Origin of the sequence: Anaerobacillus sp., assembly GCF_046314235.1 — a bacterium.
Lineage (GTDB): Bacteria > Bacillota > Bacilli > Bacillales > Anaerobacillaceae > Anaerobacillus.
Map to the genome: position 1 here is coordinate 214177 of NZ_JBKBWN010000006.1, position 16720 is coordinate 230896.

Genomic DNA, 16720 nt, shown 5'->3' on the forward strand with positions numbered 1-16720 from the left:
CATCTTTTTTAGTGAGTATACATTCCGACATTATCTTGGTCAACATCACCATGAAGAGCAGCATTTAAACCCGCAGCTATAACGTTGGCCATGTCCTCAATAAATACATCGACCTCTTTTGGCGTCACCATTAAATTATGGCCTAGTGGAGCAAGTACTTCACGAATTAGTTGCCGTTTCTCTTCTTCCTCTAATCCACCAACCATCCCCATAATGTTTTGCCTTACATCATCTTCAGGTAAATCTTCATCAGTTAAAACTCTTTTTTCTCCAAATGTCATTCCCGCTGGAGTTAATGAACGTGATGGTTTTTTCCCTTCACGCATTTCTCTACCAAAATGCTTTAAGACAAAATCGATCGTATCACTTGTAATCGAAACTGCGTCAACAACAGTAGGAATACCTACAGCAATGACTGGAATCCCTAACGTTTCTTTACTCAACTCTTTACGTTTGTTCCCAACACCAGATCCCGGATGAATTCCAGAGTCAGATACTTGAATGGTTGTATTCACTCTTTCAATAGATCGTGCAGCAAGAGCATCGATGGCGATCACAAAATCTGGTTTTGTTTTTTCAATGACACCATGGATGATATCACTCGTCTCAATTCCTGTTATCCCCATTACTCCAGGCGTAATCGCACTTACCGGACGAAATCCATCAGATATTTGCTCAGGCTGTAATTCAAAAATATGCTTTGTGATTAATAAATTCTCTACGGCAATTGGGCCTAAGGCATCGGGAGTAACGTTCCAGTTTCCTAATCCGACTACTAAACAGCTTGCATCTGTACTAATTCCTAGTTGCTTTAAAAATTGATTAAACTCTTTCGCAAACACTCGTTCAACCTTTTCTTGAAGCTCAGTATCCTTGTTTCTAATTCCTTGAATTTCAAAAGTTAAATAGCTACCGGCTTTTTTCCCTAATTTTTCAGCACCTTCTTCGGTAATCTCAACAGTTGTAATATGTACTCCTTCTTCCTCACGCTCTTTAACAATGACGCCACTTATCGTTTGTTTTTGTTTTTGATCTCTTTTTTCTTCTCGTTCACGAACTAATTCATGTGCTTCAAGAGCAAGATCGGTACGAATATTATATTGTTCAAGATTAATTTCTTTTGCCATATTGAACACCCCTCATAATCTTTTTACTATACAAATTGTTCCCAGTACTGTTTCTTGCTATTCTCCTTTGCATTCCCCTATTGCAATTACCCCAGAGTTTTGTTACAATGCAATGTGTTGTACTTATATATTCGCAATTACCCGGTTGCATCAAGGAGGTGAAAGGAATGCCAAATATTAAATCAGCTATCAAACGCGTAAAGACAAGTGAAAAGCGTCGTGCACAAAATGCTTCAGTTAAATCTGCACTTCGTACAGCTATCAAAACTTTCGAAGCTAAAGTAGAAAGCAAGGAAGTTGAAGGAGCTCAAGAAGCGTTCTTGGTTGCAACCAAAAAGCTTGACAAAGCTGCAACAAAAGGTTTAATTCATAAAAATGCGGCATCTCGTCAAAAATCTCGCCTAGCGAAGAAATTAAACGAGCTTTCAGCATAATAATCATATGAAAATGAAAAAAGGGCTAATGGTTTCAAGCTCCTCAAAAGAGGTGCCTGACACCATTAAGCCCTTTTATTCGTTATAAGAAAAGATAAGAGTACTCGCAGCTACATTTAATGTGATAGACGCAAATGACTATTGTATCTATTTAACACAAGCATCCTATCGACTCAGCGACTATCACTTTGGATTAAACCCCGGCTAACACCTTAATAATAAACAACTCTAACCCAAGCTGTTTTTCAATTTTACCAGTCTTAATCTTATAATCAGTTTCTGCAAGTTCATCAATAAACATTAATAATTTTTTTTCAGAAAATAAATTCCCCTGTTGATTTGCTAATTTAACAACGTATGGATGAAGCTTTAATGCCATGGCTATGTTTTGTTGAGAATACCCACGATTAGAAAGCTCCTTAACCTGATATAAAATCCGAAATTGCCTTGCGAGCAACGCTAGGATTTTAATTGGCTCTTCTTTTTGTTTTATTAATTCATAAAAAACAAGTAATGCTTGTTTTTTTCTGCGATGAACAACATGGTCAACTAACGCAAAAACATCTTGTTCAATTGTTTTTGCAACTAATTTTTGAACAACCGTTTCATCGATTACGCCACCTTCACCTGCATAAAGAGCTAACTTTTCTATTTCGCCAGCAATCATTACCAAGCTATTCCCTAATAGTTGAATAAGGTTATCTTTGCCTAGTTTTGTTATCTCGACATCATATTTCTTTACACGTTCATCAAGCCACTTCTCCATCTCTTGATCATTAAAAGGAACTGCATGTAATATTTCCGCTTGTTTTTTTAGAAGTTTCACTATTTTTTTTCGCTCATCCAACTTTTCATATGGAGCTACAATAATAAAAATCGTTTCTCGAACAGGGTTATTCACATACTCTTCAAATGCCTTTATGTCATGGTCAATTTTAGACTGATCCTTTCCAGTTAAAAATTGAGGGTCCTTTACTATGACGATTCGATGCGTACCCATAAAAGGAATAGTTAACGCTTCTTCAATAGCAACGGAGATTGGTGTCTCTTTTAACTCATATGTAGACAAGTTGAAATCATATTGCTCTTCTGTTAAAACCTTATTAAGAAGTCTTTGGATTATCTCCTCAATTAAAAAAGCTTCCGTACCATATAACAAATATAAAGGCGATAGCTGACCTTTTTTTATATTTTTTTGTATTTGTAAAAAACTCATCTTTTTAGATACCCTTTCTTTACATATCGATTTATGATTATGATACAATTTTATACATAGTAATTCTATTATAACAAGGAAAAAGAGGAATTAACCGAATGTTAATCCCTCCATTTATGATAAACGTCAGTAAGAGGACCTAGGAAACCTCCTATTGACGATTACTCACGCTTTCTTTCTGCTCTTGTATTAGTTATCATATCCTATGCGTTGTCGTTCTATAGGTGACAACATTTCACAGCATTGCTAACTAATTTTTTTAAAAAAATCTTAAAATGAAATATTCCATACCTTTTTTTATGCTGCGCAAACCTGAACTGACTAAGCTTGACCGATAATTTATATGGTTTAACACATAAACAAATAGAATATGTTACAAATATAGATTTTTTATAATTTTTCGCTTATACTAAAATTGTTTAGGAGGGATGTCCAATGAATCATTTCGAAAAGGAAGTCCAAAGCAATCGTAATGACGCAGTAGATTCTGCAGTAGGTTTCGTTGTATCATTCGGCTTTTTTGCGACAGTATTTGCTGTAGCGGTTATTATTGACTTATTTGTGTAATTGTAAGAAAGTCCTTTGAACAACCTTAAAAAAGAAGAGGTCCCACTTTTGGGGCTTCTTCTTTTAATGTTGCTTGATCAGCGTGTCAAAAGAACCTTTCTCTCCTTTGAACATGTACCTGATCGCACCGTGATGATCTGTTCGGAATATAGTGATCTCTCGTTGCTCTAAGCGATTAATAACGTCTTGATGAGGATGACCATATAAATTGTTCTTGCCGAGTGATATGAGTGCATATTTAGGCTTTATCGCCTCTAACAATTCATTAGTCGTTGAAGTATGACTGCCGTGATGCCCAACTTTTAACACATCTACATTAAGGTTTTGATAAGTAGAAACTAAAGTTTTCTCCCCGTCGATTTCCAAATCTCCTGTGAATAGCCAATTTAGGCCACCAATGTTTGTAAAAATGACAACTGATCGATCATTTATTTTCTCTTCGTCCCCATGGGGAGATAAAACATGAAAGCTGTTTTGGCCCATTCTCCAATAATCACCTTGTTTTACAAAGAAGATTTTTGTACCTATATCGTAGAACTTTTGAAGTAACTGCTTATCATACTCCCCTTCAACTGGAACCGCGCCATACAAAAGTGCCTGAACGGGAATTTGGCCAATTAAAGCCTCAGCACCGCCAGTGTGATCATAATGTCCATGGGTCAAAATTAACTTGTCTATCTTTCTAACACCTTTTGCTTTTAAATATGGCAAGAGGATATCTTTACCAACATCAAATGTCTTTTCTCGTTTTACTAGGTCTTGTTTAAAGCCTACATCTACAATACCTCCTGTATCAATTAAATAAACCGCTTTCCTTCTAGGTAGTTCGATATAAATGCTATCACCCTGGCCTACATCAATCATTGTTACTTCTCCGCTACTAGTTAAATATGGCAAGTGCCAATGTAGCAAAGCGATAATCAAAAATACAGTACCACTTTTAAGGAGAGCTAAGATTGAATCAGATCTTTCCCATACATAAAACAAAATCCCAATCGCTATATAATATAGGATGACTACCCAAAGTGGTGGTTGGCCAAAAATTAACGAGGATAGCGGTAATTCATTCACTTTTTCTAAACATTGATGAGCAAAGCCTATAATAAACTCATAAAAATATAACATCAGGTTACTTATTGGTGGAAAGATCAAATGACTTATAAAGATAATGAATGCGAGTGGCAATGTGAACATTGTAATAAACGGGATATAGATGAGGTTTAGAGGGATCGTCCATAATGAAATAACATGAAAATGATAAATGATTAATGGAAATGAAACTAACTGAGCTAAAATGGTCACTGCAAGTAATTGGGTGAGCCAATTTTCATATTTTATTAAAATGCTATTCAAAGATATGATTAATGAATAAGAAACGAGAAAAGATAATTGAAATCCTAGATGTAAAATGTAGAAGGGGGTAACTAGCATAAGCACTAAAAAAACATAACTAATTCCGTCTAGTGGATTTATTTTTTTACGAAACCTAATCGAAATGAGGACAACGAGAGACATAGCTGTAGCTCTTAGTACGGATGGTGCTGCACCAGCAAGTATTGCGTATATCGGTAGCAATAAAATGATTAAGTCAATTGTTCTTTCTTTGGTCATACCAATTCGGATTAATAGTAAATAAACAAACGCACTTACAAGTCCAACATGAAGTCCAGAAACTGCTAATAAATGGATAATACCTAAAGACTGATACGATTGGAGAATATCGCGTTCCATCTCTGACCTATCTCCAAAAATTAATGAAATAATAATACCTTTACTCTCTTTTGGAAAATGATCGCTAATGTATTCAATTCCTAATTGGCGGTATCTTTGCAGCAAGCCATAAGGAGATAGACTCTCACCTCTACAATTTGTATTTGCGAAGGTCTTTGGGGTGAATTGAAAATATATCTTCCTCATTGCTAAATATTCTTTGTAGTTAAAACTATAGAAATTCCTGCTCTCAGGTGGATTTTTATACACCCCTTCAAAATTACATGTTAGCCCGTATTTTAACGTCTTACCATAGTTTTGTTCCTCTTTTGTCTTAAAAAAATAATTAATTTGGACAAGTTGCTTTTCTGATGTTTTTAATTCAAACGTCAACTTATTTCCATCAATTTTTGGGATTGAACTTATCTTTCCTGAGATTTCGTTCTCAGAAGGGAGCGATGGCGGAGTTGGAAAGTAAATGGGGTTAAAGTAGAAAAAAACAAAAATGATAGCTGAGGAAACCACTATTTTGGGGTTGTGTTTATTTTTATATAAGAGATAAATTAGGGCTAACGATAGACAAAGAGAGATGCTATGAAAGCCCTGTATTCGTAAAATAACGCTGCAAATAACTGCAACAACTAAAATGTAAATCCTTCCAAACACTTATTAGACCTCCTATTCGCGAACGAAAGGCTTAGATACTATAAGTATAAGAATTTAGTTTTCTTATTTATCTTTCGCTCAACTATGTTGTAGACGTGAATAGTTGATTTGCTTCTTCTGTTAATTTTTTCAAATCTGCTTCACTAAGCCCCGCTTCTTCGAGTTTTGTTAATAACGAAGCTGTGAAAGCTAACTTTTCCGCTGATTTCAAATCCAAAATCATTTCCTCTAACTCAACATGCTCTAAATAAACACCGGCACTCTCAAACAACTCAATAGCATACGGGTGATTTTTATAGTCTTTTGCATAATAAACTTTCTTAATGCCACTTTGAATAATTGCCTTCGTACAATTCAAACAAGGAAAATGAGTGACATAAATTTCCGCTTCCGCTGTTGGTACACCGAATTTTGCACATTGTAGTAATGCATTTATCTCGGCGTGAATTGTTCGGATACAATGATTGTTTTCTACATAGCAATTGTCATCGGTACAATGCTCACCACCAGAAATAGATCCGTTATAACCTCCGGCAATTATTCGTTTATCCCTAACGATAGTAGCTCCTACCATTAAACGTGTACAAGTGCTCCTTAACGCTAGCAAGTGACTTTGCGCCATAAAATATTGATCCCAAGATATACGTGACAATAGATGTGCCTCCCTAAGTAATTTCTATTTACTTCAGTTTAGACAAAAAATGACACGTGCGCAAATATATTTAGTTTTAGTCTTGGCTTTTTTCAAGAGCTTGTTGTAAATCCGAAAGAATATCATTTATATTTTCAATTCCAATAGAAAGGCGGATTAATTCAGGTGTTACACCAGCAGATAGCTGTTCTTCTGCTGTTAACTGCTGATGTGTAGTACTTGCTGGATGGATGACTAAGGACTTAGCATCTCCAACATTGGCAACATGAGAAAATAGATTTAAAGCATTTATAAATTTTTTCCCTTCTTCAATTCCACCTTTAATACCGAAGGTCAAGATTGCTCCTTTACCATTTGGTAAATACTTTTCTGCTAATTGATAGCTTGGGTGACTTTCTAAACCAGGATAACTTACCCATTCTACCAAAGAATTTTCATTTAAATAATTGGCTACCTTTAAAGCATTTTCACAATGGCGCTCTAAACGTAAATGTAACGTCTCAAGACCTTGAAGTAATAGAAATGAGTTGAGTGGTGCAATTGCAGGTCCGATATCCCTAAGGAGTTGAACACGTGCTTTAATGATATAAGCAAGATTTCCTAATGCTTCTGAATAGACAATACCGTGATAACTTGGATCTGGCTCTGAAAGTCCAGGGAACTTCCCATTACCCCAATCAAACTTTCCACCATCTACGATTACGCCACCGATAGATGTTCCATGCCCACCAATAAACTTTGTCGCTGAATGAATGACAATATCTGCACCATGTTCAATTGGACGACATAAAGCCGGAGTGGAAAAAGTAGCGTCGACTAAAAGTGGAATGCCATTATCGTGCGCAATTGTAGAAACAGCTTGGATATCTAAGACATCACCTTTAGGATTGCCGATAATTTCTCCATAAAGAAGTTTCGTTTTGTCATTTATAGCGGCACGATAATTTTCAGGATCTGTGCCATCAACAAAGTGAACTTTAATTCCTAACTTTCGTAACGTATGGGCAAATAGATTATATGTACCCCCATATAAGGAACTCGAAGCTACGACTTCGTCTCCATTTTCACAAATATTTAATATAGCTAAGGTAATTGCCGACTGACCACTTGCAGTAGCTAGAGCAGCAACTCCACCTTCAAGTTCAGCTACCCTTTTTTCAAAAACATCTTGAGTCGGATTCATTATGCGCGTATATATGTTTCCTGGTTCTGCTAACGCAAAGAGATTCGCTGCGTGATCTGTGTCTTTGAAAACATAGGATGTAGTTTGATAAATCGGTACAGCCCTCGATAAAGTATTACTATCAGCCTCTTGACCACCATGTACGGCAATTGTTTCTAGACTCCAATTTCTCTCAGTCATTTTTTACTTCCTCCTTTTAATTTCACTTCAGTTAGCACATATAAACTAAAAAAACTCTCCTCATAATGAGAGAAGAGTTTAACATCTGCTTCTTCTCTCATTTTTCAGAACCCAATAAGTTCTGTTGGATTTAGCACCTTGTGTTTACACACTGGTTGCCGGGTTTCATAGGGCCAATCCCTCCACCTCTCTCAATAAGAGTGTTCGTTTAAATTGTCGTTGAGGTGATTATACTTTTAACCAATAAGAATTGTCAATAATTTTCTGAAAAAAGATTTTATCACTTTACCACGATGAATTCAGACATTTTATCAACTGTTTTCTTCCCAATTCCTGTGACGTTAACTAAGTCATCGATACTTTTAAATTTTCCAGTTTCTTCACGATATGAAATGATTGCGGATGCTTTAGCTGGACCTATTCCAGGTATTTGTTGAAGTTCTTCAGCTGTTGCAACGTTAACATTAATTTTTCCATTATCCTTTACAGTAGAGATATTTGTTCCATCCATTTCTACTTCTTCATCTCCAATTTTCGGAACAAAAATGACCATCTCATCCTCTAGTAAAAGCGCTAAATTGATTACGTCTTGATTAGCGTCTTTGAGAAAGCCACTAGCCTTTTCAATTGCATGTACTACCCTCTCGCCACGGTTCATTTCATAGACACCTGGCTTAATTACTGCTCCTTTGACATCAACGACTACTATTTTCTCGTTTTGAATTTCTAATTGGCTAGTTTGTTCAATTGTTGTTGCTTTTGTTGCTGTAAAAAATTCAAAGTGATCATCTGGTACGCTACTGTTGTCAAAATTACGAATAAAGCTTACACTAAAAATTAAAGCAATTGTACATACTGTAATGACAAATAGAATGTTGCGCTTTAGTTTCATCATTGTTATTACCCCCTAAACGAATGATAAAAAGGAGAATTTATATGAGTGTACACTTACAGATTAAAGAACAGATGACTACATTTATTGCTGCAGAAAAAAAATATAGAGAACTTGATATAAAGAGAGAAGAGAGCATTGAAAAAGTAGTAAACGATGCGAAGGCTAATAAACACTTTTCTTTAGTTGAAGTTAATGCAATTACCGAGGAATTAAACAACTTAAGTAGGTCTTTTCGTTTTCCGATGAGAAAACAAGTTACAGAAGAAATGGTGTTAAAATTTATTAGTCGAAATTAATCTCACAGCTCAGTTTTTACTGAGCTTTTTTGTATGAAAATTGTTTTTTGTTGAGTATTACCAGTATGTCGCTGGCTTTCCTTGAACGAGCCTCTAAAATTCGTTAGAGTTTTACAGCGAAGAGAGCAGGAAGCTAGCTACTTTTATGTTGGAGATGGTGGAGGCATGGTTTTTACCGGCAAATGTTTTTGTGAAAAGAATATTTGAGCAGTTAATTGTCGCTGGCTTTCCTTGAATGCATCCAGTTGTTGGAATATTTTTGTCATATTCATTTTTTCAGCCACATAAACTTAAGGGTAAGAAAGTTCGAGAAGGAGGGGGTTGAACAAATGAAAATTGGTATTATCGGAACTGGTAGTATGGGGAGCATCTTAATTGAATCGTTCGTCGAATCAACTGCAGTAACCCCATCTCAACTTATCATCACAAATCGAACAATAGAAAAAGCATATGCTTTTAAAGAAAAATTCCCTGATCTAAAGGTTGTTAACTCCTCTGAAGAAGTAGCGTGCGAAGCTGATATAATCTTTGTTTGTGTAAAACCTTTACAATTTCAGCCATTACTAATGGATCTAAGTTCAGTATTATCAGAAGAACAAATACTTATTTCAATTACTAGTCCGATTTCTATTGCGCAATTGGAATCTGTCGTCTGCTGTAAAACAGCTCGAATTATTCCTAGTATTACAAACCGTGCTTTTGCAGGGACATCACTAGTCACATTAGGAACAACTTGCACGCCTGACGACTATGAAACCTTACACAGCCTGTTAACACATATTTCTACACCAGTCATTATTGAAGAGGGCATTACGCGAGTAGCTTCAGATATTGTCAGTTGCGGTCCCGCGTTTTTTAGTTATTTAATTCAGCGTTTCATCGAAGCAGCCGTTAGACAAACTGAAATTACTCATGAAGAAGGAACGCAAATGGCTAGTGAAATGATGATAGGATTTGGGAAACTACTTGAGAAGGGGATTTTTACATTACCAACATTACAAGAGAGGGTTTCCGTTCCGGGCGGAGTCACAGGCGAAGGACTAAAAGTATTAGGTAGTGAAGTTGGCGATATGTTTGATCTTTTATTCAAGCAAACTCATGCAAAATACAATGAAGATTTAGAAAAAGTAAAAGAACAATTCCCTACTTAATATTATTATAAAAAAAATAGTCCAGAGTGAAAAGAGGCTTTTCCAAAAAAAATGGAGAAAAGCCTCTTTTTCAACTCTATTTTCTTTGAGCGACAAAAAACCAACGCTCGGCGTCTTTATTTAACAATTTTAAAGAAAAGTCACCTGTGATCGAAACTAACTTAAATCCAGCCTTCTGCAAAGCTTGCTCATAGACCTCAATTGGATATGTCCGTTGTTTATGAAATTCGTCGTACCTCTCATATAAACCCTTCATATTACGAACAAAAAAGGATAGATCATGTTCAACACTGTGCGGCTCAACACCTGCAAAACATTCCCAAATATAGGAGATATCTTCGCCGTTATGGGCAAACGTGTTGCCATTAAAAACCTTTTCAATTTTATGGATTGAATGGACATCAAAAATAAATAAACCATGATCATTCAAATGTTCTCTAACCCTACTGAATGTGGCATTCAGTTCAGCTTCATTATTTAGGTAGTTGATAGAATCGCATAAGGAGACAATCGTATCGTATTGGCCGAGTCCTTCTAACTCTCGCATATCTTGTTGAAAAAACTGAACTTTCGCTCCCGCTGCTACACTCTTTTCTTGAGCAACAAAAAGCATTTCCTCTGATAAATCTACTGCTGTTACTTCTAGCCCTTTTTTACTTAAAGGAATTGCAATATTTCCAGTTCCACAGCCTACATCAAGAATTTGACCAGTTTCTAATCCGTTAGCGTTCATTACTTTTAAAACGAAAGACACCCACTGATCATAAGGGGCGTCTATCATTAATTCATCATACAAATAGGCAAATTTTCCGTAATTCATGCAAAATTACTCCTTTTTATACGTCCAACCATCTTTTTGATAAATTTTACCTTCTTTTAGAAGTTTTCCAATTGCCCGTTTAAAAGAGCCTTTGCTCATATTGAACTTTTGTTTAATGATCATTGGATCAGAATTATCCGTATAAGGCATGCCACCGTCACGCTTCAATAAGAAGTCATAAATCTTATCGGCATCATCATGTCTACGCTCATGAGCTTTTGGTTGCATTGATATATTAATCTTTCCATCATCGCGAACAAAGGTCACTCTACCTGTAATAACTTTTCCAAGGTGAAGCTCATCGTTCGTTTCATTAAAGTGGAGAAAAGCAATGTAGCCTTCTGCCGTCATTACAAAGACACCTTTTTCAGCAAAAGAATAAATAGTACCTGTAATTTCTTCGTTTAAAATCGTTTTTGGCGCATGTGCGGCAGTTTCCTCTATCGGAGTGCCACGAAGCAATCTCCCCATCAAACGACCTTTTTTATCGTAAATGAGGGAAACCGGAACTTTATCGCCTACTTTTGGCCATAGGGCACGGTCAGTTCCAAGGTCATCCATCGATAAGAACAAATCGCGATCTATTCCATTATAAAGAAAAACACCATCTCGCTCGTTTACTGAAACTACTTCAAGCCAGTCAAAGTTACCTAATGAGATAATTGGCTTTTCCATTGTAGCTGCTAGGCGACCTTGGTGATCATGAAATAAAAATACTTCAAGAGTTTGTCCAATTTCAATCGGTTCTGTTACTTGTCGTTTATGAAGTAAAACATCTTCACTATTTTCTTTCTCCGATGTTAAAAAATAACCAAAATCAGCTTTACGGGCTACCTTTAACTTAACAATTATTCCTGGCTTGAATTCCATTATTCAAGAACTCCTTCTATATCAACAGTAGGGGCATCTCCCCAGAGTTTTTCTAGATTGTAATAAAGTCTCTCATCTTTATGGAAAACATGTACAACTACATCATCAAGGTCAATTAATACCCAACGTGCTTGATCAAAACCCTCTAACCTTTTTAACTCGATCTCATTTTCTTGGGCCGTTTTTTTAATTTCTGTTGCAATTGCTTGCACTTGTTTTTCAGAATTACCATGACAAATTAAAAAGTAATCTGAAATTAAAGAAATCCCCCTCATATCTAAAGCCAAAATGTTTTCTGCACGCTTATCGTCTGCTGCTTTTACAGCTAATTCTAAAATTTTATTTTCATGCATGTACTAAAACTCCTCCTTTAAAATTAAATGATTGTATGCTGCTAATGTATCCGGAAACACTGGTTGTCGTTTTTTCACTAAAAATTGAATTGTGTTTGAAATGGCAGTAATTAATGCTTGATCTAAATCCTTTTCTGCTAACTTTCGAACTTCCTCAACACCCTTAAATGATCGATTTGGTTCAATGTAATCAGAGATATAGATTATTTTTTCGAGTAATGTCATGTTGGCTCTTCCTGTCGTGTGATAACGAATTCCATCTAAAACATCCTCATCATCAATACCAACTTCTTTTTGTACCAAGTATGCACCAACAGGAGCATGTAAAAGCTCTGATCCATACGATAAAAGTTTATCGCTCATCTTTTGTTCACTTACGATTAACTTCATCTCAGCTATCGGACGATATTTTGCATAGTCATGGAAAATAGCTGCTAATTCGATTTTTTCACGTTCAACCTTATACTTTTCAGCTAGTAAAACAGCAGTTTCTAAAACACCTACTGTATGGATATAACGTTTTTCTGGAAGTTGGCTTTGGATGATCTGTAAAGCACTATCCCTTTCCATAAATACCCTCCTCCTCAATATAATCAATGACAGCCTCAGGGAGTAGGTAACGAACAGATTTATTGTTTCGTAAACGTTCTCTAATTTCACTTGAAGAAATCTCTAACTGTGGTGTTGCTACCATCACGATTTTTTCACTTATCAGCTGCTCAAATCGATGACCTGGTCGCTGCATCCCAATAAAGGTAATTAAATTTAGTAACTCATCAATTTTTTTCCATTTTGGCAAAAAGTTAACCATATCCCCACCGATAATAAAATAAAAATGATCATCAGAATGCTTTTCCAGTAGTAATTTAACCGTTTCAATCGTATATGACGGGCCATTTCGCTCAAACTCAATTAATGACAATTTGAAAAAAGGATTACTATTAATCGCCCTCTTGACCATTTCAATTCTGTTATCATCGCTACAAAGGTTACTACCGACCTTATGAGGCGGAATTCTTGTCGGCAGAAACCAAACTTCATCTAAACAACAAGCTTCTCTAGCTTGTTCTGCAATTATCAAATGTCCGAAATGAGGAGGGTCAAATGTACCACCTAAAAGCCCTATTTTCTTCATGATCCTCCCCCCCTTTTCCCTTTAATTGCTCCTATGGCAACTGTAGTGTTTTGTTTTCCTTTGACTCTTTATAGAGTACAATTGTACTTCCAATCACTTGAACTAGTTCAGCTCTTGTACTTTTTGACAACTCATTAGCTACCTCATCTTTGTCCATTTCGCAATTTTGTAAAATACTTACTTTTATTAATTCACGTGCTTCCAAAGCTTCTGAAATTTGCTTTATCATATTTTCATTAACGCACCCTTTACCAACTTGAAATATTGGATTTAAGTGGTGTGCTTGTGATCTTAAAAAACGTTTTTGCTTTCCGGTTAACATGAAAATCCTCCTAATTGTTGCATTACTATTTTTGTCATCCTATCAGTGTCAGGGTTTTGTTGGGTCCACATCGAAAAGGCTAAAGCCCCCTGCTCAACAAACATCCCTAGACCATTATGTGTAAGCAATCCTTTTTCTTCACCTAATCGCAGGAATTTTGTTTGGATGGGATTATAGATTAAATCACTTAAGACAGCTGTCTTCTTTATATTTCCAATCGATATTGGAACCTCTTCAACATTGGGACTCATTCCTATTGATGTCGTATTAATAACAACATCATACAGCGCTAGATTCCTCTCTGCCTCTTCTAGGGAAAGCACATTAAGCTTCGCTTCCCTATATTTTAAATAATTTTTTTTAATTTCAACTGCCTTCTCAATTGTTCGATTGGCGATTGAAAGTAGCGCGACGCCTTCATTTGCTATTGCGGTAACAACTCCCCTGGCAGCCCCACCCGCTCCAACTACTAGCACATTACAGTTTCCTAACGGTTTATTTAACTTGGTTAATAACGACGTTAAATAACCTCTTCCATCAGTATTATAACCAATCAAACGACCTTCAATATTAACTACTGTATTTACGGCGCCAATCATTACAGCTTCTTCGTCAATATCATCCAGATATTTCATTATTGTAACCTTATGGGGAATTGTAACGTTAAACCCCGATATATTCAAAATTTTTAGCGCTGCTATAGACTCTTTAAGTTTGTCCTCAGGCACATCAAAGGCGTGGTAATATCCGTCAAGTCCCAGCTGTTTAAAAGCGTCATTGTGCATAAGAGGTGACATTGAATGTCTTACAGGATGTCCTAATAAACCATAAAGTTTATTCATCCATCAATCCCCCTTCCTTGATAGCGTTCGTTCATTGTTAAATAAGTGCTTTTCTTATTGTAACAGCTACGCCTTTCGGTACATAGGCTGCCACTCTTCCCTTTTCCTCAACTGTAACCCAACCGAGTCCTGAAAATACTATATCACTTTTCTCTTCACCAATTGTAAATTCGTGTCTGACTAAAGGAGGAAAGTTTTCTACATCTTCAATACCTGGAGGCTGCAATAGTTCGCCAAGGTGATTTTTATATAAATCATCTGCTTTTTCTAATTTTGTTCGATGTATATTTATATCATTTGAAAGATAACAAATAAGAGAATTACGTCCACCCGATATATAATCGAGACGAGCTAGTCCACCAAAAAAAAGTGTCTGTCCTTCATTTAACTGAAATACTTTCGGTTTAATTTCTTTTTTCGGTGTAATTGTTTTCAATTCATTTTTTGTTACGAAATGAGCCATCTGATGGTGATTAATAATTCCAGGCGTATCAAACAAAGAACTCCCATTATCTAAAGGAATATCAATCATATCTAGTGTCGTTCCAGGGAAATGAGATGTTGTAATTAATTGCTCCTCATCACCACCAAATTCTTTAATCAACCTATTAATAAATGTTGATTTTCCAACATTTGTTGCACCAACAACAAAGACATCCTTTTTATCTCGATAGTCTTCAATTGCATCAGCTAGTTCCAAAATCCCCAAACCTTTTTCTGCACTGATTAAAAAAACGTCTTCCGGCTTTAAGCCAAATTGCTTTGCAGCCAACTTCATCCAATTAATCAATTTATTATGATTTAAGACTTTCGGTAATAAATCAACTTTATTGCCTACTAGTAAAACCTTATTATTACCGACAAACCGATGTATGCCAGGTAACCAGCTCCCATTGAAATCAAAAATATCGACAATCTTCACAATTAATGCATCCCGTGTCCCAAGACCATTTAAAATTTTCAAGAAATCATCATCTGTTAGCGAAACATCTTGAACTTCATTATAATGTTTTAATTTAAAGCATCTTTGACATATTAAAACATCTCTTTCTAGGGCTGATGTTGGAACAAAACCTAGTCCAGCCTTATCTTCTGTTTGAACCTTAACTCCACAACCTGAACAAATCATTTCCCGTTCAATCAACAGTTTTTCCTCCTACTTTCTTCTATAAAATTTGATGTATATAGTATTCTCAATTATTGAAGTCAATATAAAATTGCTTTTTTTCAATCCAATAATCTTCGTAATTTCTAAAATTCACCCAATATGGCAAATAACTACTACAAATTATATATTATAGTTCATTTCCTATTAATGTTTCAATCTATTTCATGAAATAAATGTATGTTTTATTTCGTAACATCTTCAAAAAACTTTTCGACAAATTTTTCCACCAAACTACAGATGTGGATAAGTTTATACACAAACCCACACTTGATTCTAATGCTTTTCACCTATTTGTAAACAGCTTATCAACAACTTATTAACAGGGTTTTGTGGATAAAACGAACGGTTGTTCCATTTTCTAGGACATGTTAGAATTTATTTAATCACAAATTACTACTATATGAAATTAATATCTTATATATGACTAAATAAATTTACGAACTAGATATTTATACCTACTGCTTAAAATGCAACCTCAACAAGAGTTTGTTAACTAAATGTCCTTACCATTACTTTAAATCTGGAGGTGAGCTGCGGTAACGCAGACTACAATGAAAAGCTTATCTGATGATCTATTAGTAGAAACATATTATAAAGCTATTGAATTAAAGCTTAGTTCAGAATTTATCTTTCTGATTAAGGAAGAGATTGAAAGAAGATCATTACTCGATAAAATTAAAAAATCATCCTAATTCTGGCTATAGTTCGTTATAATTTATTAAAAGTTAACAGTAGAAAAGGTGAGCATATTTGCTCACCTTTTTATCTTTATATATTCCCTCGGTCTAAAACGTTCATTAATTTTTTCCTCATCAAACATTAAACCTTGGATCTGTTCGTTTTGATCATCTATATAATATCTTTTTTCGTTGATTTCGTTTGCCCACCAAGCGACTATAAATAAAACTGTAAATATACTTAATGCAACAATTGCCTTCTTTGTCATCCCATTCACCCTTTTACTCCATTTACTATAAGGATGGTGTTTCTAATGAAAATATATACATGAGTTTTATCATTTAGTAACGTTTAAATTTTCTGAATAAAAAGTTTTTTGTTCACTTATAAAATTTTTTTTAGTTTTTTCCCCTTAGTTTCTTCTTATTTAATAATTTTTATATTATCGTGATACG

At 35.3% G+C, this 16720-nt stretch carries 20 protein-coding genes and 1 riboswitch; of the genes, 5 read left to right on the forward strand and 15 right to left on the reverse strand.

The annotated features are described in order from the left end of the window. Positions 1 to 8 precede the first annotated feature (8 nt). Positions 9 to 1127 (reverse strand): GPR endopeptidase, encoded by a 1119-nt coding sequence (gene gpr, locus ACK4M9_RS10900; RefSeq protein WP_409850281.1) that lies wholly within the window; start codon positions 1125 to 1127, stop codon positions 9 to 11. A 167-nt stretch (positions 1128 to 1294) separates the two neighbouring features. On the opposite strand from gpr, the gene rpsT reads away from it, so the two are divergent. After that, the gene (rpsT, locus tag ACK4M9_RS10905; protein ID WP_409850283.1) at positions 1295 to 1561 is read left to right on the forward strand and encodes a 30S ribosomal protein S20; all 267 of its coding nucleotides are present in this window, start codon (positions 1295 to 1297) and stop codon (positions 1559 to 1561) included. Positions 1562 to 1754: 193 nt separating this feature from the next. Here rpsT and holA read toward each other — a convergent pair whose 3' ends face one another. Next, positions 1755 to 2777 carry a DNA polymerase III subunit delta gene (holA, locus tag ACK4M9_RS10910; RefSeq protein WP_409850285.1) on the reverse strand — a complete coding sequence of 341 codons (1023 nt, stop codon included), beginning with the start codon at positions 2775 to 2777 and terminating at the stop codon, positions 1755 to 1757. Between the two features lie 435 nt (positions 2778 to 3212). Here holA and ACK4M9_RS10915 point away from each other — a divergent pair, with 435 nt between their 5' ends. After that, positions 3213 to 3344 (forward strand): YqzM family protein, encoded by a 132-nt coding sequence (locus ACK4M9_RS10915; protein ID WP_409850287.1) that lies wholly within the window; start codon positions 3213 to 3215, stop codon positions 3342 to 3344. 63 nt (positions 3345 to 3407) lie between these two features. Here the strand turns inward: ACK4M9_RS10915 and ACK4M9_RS10920 are convergent, their stop codons facing one another. From ACK4M9_RS10920 to ACK4M9_RS10935, 4 genes are all read right to left on the reverse strand, one after another. After that, on the reverse strand, positions 3408 to 5720 hold the full coding sequence (locus ACK4M9_RS10920) for a DNA internalization-related competence protein ComEC/Rec2 (protein WP_409850288.1): 2313 nt from the start codon (positions 5718 to 5720) through the stop codon (positions 3408 to 3410). 82 nt (positions 5721 to 5802) lie between these two features. Continuing rightward, on the reverse strand, positions 5803 to 6372 hold the full coding sequence (locus ACK4M9_RS10925) for a ComE operon protein 2 (protein ID WP_409850290.1): 570 nt from the start codon (positions 6370 to 6372) through the stop codon (positions 5803 to 5805). A 76-nt stretch (positions 6373 to 6448) separates the two neighbouring features. Beyond that, entirely contained in the window at positions 6449 to 7735 is a 1287-nt protein-coding gene (locus ACK4M9_RS10930; protein ID WP_409850292.1) for a homocysteine synthase, read from the reverse strand. Positions 7736 to 7829: 94 nt separating this feature from the next. After that, positions 7830 to 7936, reverse strand: a riboswitch (SAM riboswitch). Positions 7937 to 8015: 79 nt separating this feature from the next. Beyond that, the gene (locus tag ACK4M9_RS10935; protein WP_409850294.1) at positions 8016 to 8630 is read right to left on the reverse strand and encodes a helix-hairpin-helix domain-containing protein; all 615 of its coding nucleotides are present in this window, start codon (positions 8628 to 8630) and stop codon (positions 8016 to 8018) included. A gap of 41 nt (positions 8631 to 8671) precedes the next feature. Between ACK4M9_RS10935 and ACK4M9_RS10940 the strand changes: the two genes are divergently transcribed. Next, positions 8672 to 8926: a DUF2533 family protein gene (locus ACK4M9_RS10940; RefSeq protein ID WP_409850296.1), complete on the forward strand. Its 255-nt coding sequence runs from the start codon at positions 8672 to 8674 to the stop codon at positions 8924 to 8926. Between the two features lie 329 nt (positions 8927 to 9255). Next, complete coding sequence (gene comER, locus ACK4M9_RS10945) at positions 9256 to 10077, forward strand: late competence protein ComER (protein ID WP_409850298.1); 822 nt, start codon at positions 9256 to 9258, stop codon at positions 10075 to 10077. Between the two features lie 76 nt (positions 10078 to 10153). On the opposite strand, the gene ACK4M9_RS10950 is transcribed toward comER, so the two are convergent. The 8 genes from ACK4M9_RS10950 to yqeH are packed head-to-tail and all read right to left on the reverse strand — an operon-like array spanning position 10154 to position 15563. Beyond that, entirely contained in the window at positions 10154 to 10897 is a 744-nt protein-coding gene (locus ACK4M9_RS10950) for a class I SAM-dependent DNA methyltransferase (protein WP_409850300.1), read from the reverse strand. A gap of 6 nt (positions 10898 to 10903) precedes the next feature. Beyond that, positions 10904 to 11767 carry a CvfB family protein gene (locus tag ACK4M9_RS10955; protein WP_409850302.1) on the reverse strand — a complete coding sequence of 288 codons (864 nt, stop codon included), beginning with the start codon at positions 11765 to 11767 and terminating at the stop codon, positions 10904 to 10906. Then, on the reverse strand, positions 11767 to 12120 hold the full coding sequence (gene rsfS, locus ACK4M9_RS10960; protein WP_409850304.1) for a ribosome silencing factor: 354 nt from the start codon (positions 12118 to 12120) through the stop codon (positions 11767 to 11769). The genes ACK4M9_RS10955 and rsfS overlap by 1 nt, the downstream gene beginning before the upstream one ends. A 3-nt stretch (positions 12121 to 12123) precedes the next feature. Then, the gene (gene yqeK, locus ACK4M9_RS10965) at positions 12124 to 12690 is read right to left on the reverse strand and encodes a bis(5'-nucleosyl)-tetraphosphatase (symmetrical) YqeK (RefSeq protein ID WP_409850306.1); all 567 of its coding nucleotides are present in this window, start codon (positions 12688 to 12690) and stop codon (positions 12124 to 12126) included. Further along, positions 12677 to 13255, reverse strand: coding sequence for a nicotinate-nucleotide adenylyltransferase (locus ACK4M9_RS10970; RefSeq protein WP_409850308.1), 579 nt, complete (start codon positions 13253 to 13255; stop codon positions 12677 to 12679). Before ACK4M9_RS10970 ends, yqeK begins: the two co-directional genes overlap by 14 nt. Before the next feature lie 31 nt (positions 13256 to 13286). Next, a complete protein-coding gene (gene yhbY, locus ACK4M9_RS10975; protein WP_409850310.1) occupies positions 13287 to 13577 on the reverse strand; it encodes a ribosome assembly RNA-binding protein YhbY in 291 nt (96 codons plus the stop codon). Continuing rightward, complete coding sequence (gene aroE / locus ACK4M9_RS10980; RefSeq protein ID WP_409850312.1) at positions 13571 to 14419, reverse strand: shikimate dehydrogenase; 849 nt, start codon at positions 14417 to 14419, stop codon at positions 13571 to 13573. The genes yhbY and aroE overlap by 7 nt, the downstream gene beginning before the upstream one ends. A 37-nt stretch (positions 14420 to 14456) precedes the next feature. Then, positions 14457 to 15563 (reverse strand): ribosome biogenesis GTPase YqeH, encoded by a 1107-nt coding sequence (yqeH, locus tag ACK4M9_RS10985; RefSeq protein WP_409850314.1) that lies wholly within the window; start codon positions 15561 to 15563, stop codon positions 14457 to 14459. 575 nt (positions 15564 to 16138) lie between these two features. Between yqeH and ACK4M9_RS10990 the strand changes: the two genes are divergently transcribed. Then, positions 16139 to 16279, forward strand: coding sequence for a sporulation histidine kinase inhibitor Sda (locus ACK4M9_RS10990; protein WP_409850316.1), 141 nt, complete (start codon positions 16139 to 16141; stop codon positions 16277 to 16279). A gap of 62 nt (positions 16280 to 16341) precedes the next feature. Here the strand turns inward: ACK4M9_RS10990 and ACK4M9_RS10995 are convergent, their stop codons facing one another. After that, a complete protein-coding gene (locus ACK4M9_RS10995; protein ID WP_409850318.1) occupies positions 16342 to 16542 on the reverse strand; it encodes a hypothetical protein in 201 nt (66 codons plus the stop codon). Positions 16543 to 16720: the final 178 nt, after the last annotated feature.